The organism is Mesorhizobium sp. M7A.F.Ca.CA.002.09.1.1 (genome assembly GCF_003998555.1).
Lineage (GTDB): Bacteria > Pseudomonadota > Alphaproteobacteria > Rhizobiales > Rhizobiaceae > Mesorhizobium > Mesorhizobium ciceri.
This window is the reverse complement of record NZ_RZRR01001405.1, coordinates 1-825: the sequence shown is the minus strand read 5'-3', so window position 1 is coordinate 825 and position 825 is coordinate 1. Positions and strand designations below refer to the sequence as shown.

The 825-nt window shown below is 63.9% G+C and carries 1 protein-coding gene; it reads right to left on the bottom strand.

Going from position 1 to position 825, the window contains the following annotated elements; translation table 11 throughout:
* Positions 1-804, bottom strand: an 804-nt coding sequence (locus EN994_RS33560; RefSeq protein ID WP_127308260.1) for an MFS transporter, incomplete at its 3' end; no start/stop codon positions are given.
* Between the last annotated feature and the right edge of the window lie 21 nt (positions 805-825).

Genomic DNA, 825 nt, shown 5'->3' with positions numbered 1-825 from the left:
GAACAGTCCGCCGCCAAGCACCGAGGAGCGGAACACCTGGTTGCGGAACAATTCGAGCGCCAGCAAGGGATTTTTGGCGCGCCGCGCGTGCAGCAGATAGAGCGCGCCCGACAGCAGGCCGACCGCTACGGTGATAAGGCCGGTGGCCGGCGGCAAATAGGGCAGGCTCACCACCGACAGGCCGAAAACCACGCCGGATGCCGCCAGCCCGCTTAGCACGAAGCCGAGGAAGTCGAGCGGCGGCGTCTCCATCGATTCGGTCTCCGGCAGGAAACGCGTCGCCAGCCAGATGCCGATCAGGCCGATCGGCACATTGATCAGGAAGATCCAGTGCCAGGTGAAGTAGGTGGTGATGAAGCCGCCGACCGGCGGCCCGACCAACGGTCCGACCAACGCCGGAACGGTTAGCCAGGACATCGCCGCGACGAGTTCGCTCTTCGGTGTCGCGCGCACCAGCACCAGCCGCCCGACCGGTGTCATCATGGCGCCGCCAATGCCTTGCAGGAAGCGCGAGACCACAAAAGCCGGCAGCGAACCGGAGAGCGCGCAGGCGATCGAGCCGACGATGAAGACGGCGATCGCGGCGCGAAAGATATTCTTGGCGCCGAAACGGTCGGCCATCCAGCCGCTGATCGGAATGAAGATCGCCAGCGAGACGAGATAGGCGGTCAGGGCCAGCTTGAGCGCGATCGGGCTGGTGTGGATGTCGACGGCGATCGCCGGCAGCGATGTCGCGATAACAGTCGAATCCATGTTTTCCATGAAAAGGGCGACCGCCAATATAAGCGGGATGGTGCGGTTCAAGGAACGCGTCCAGACTTGAAT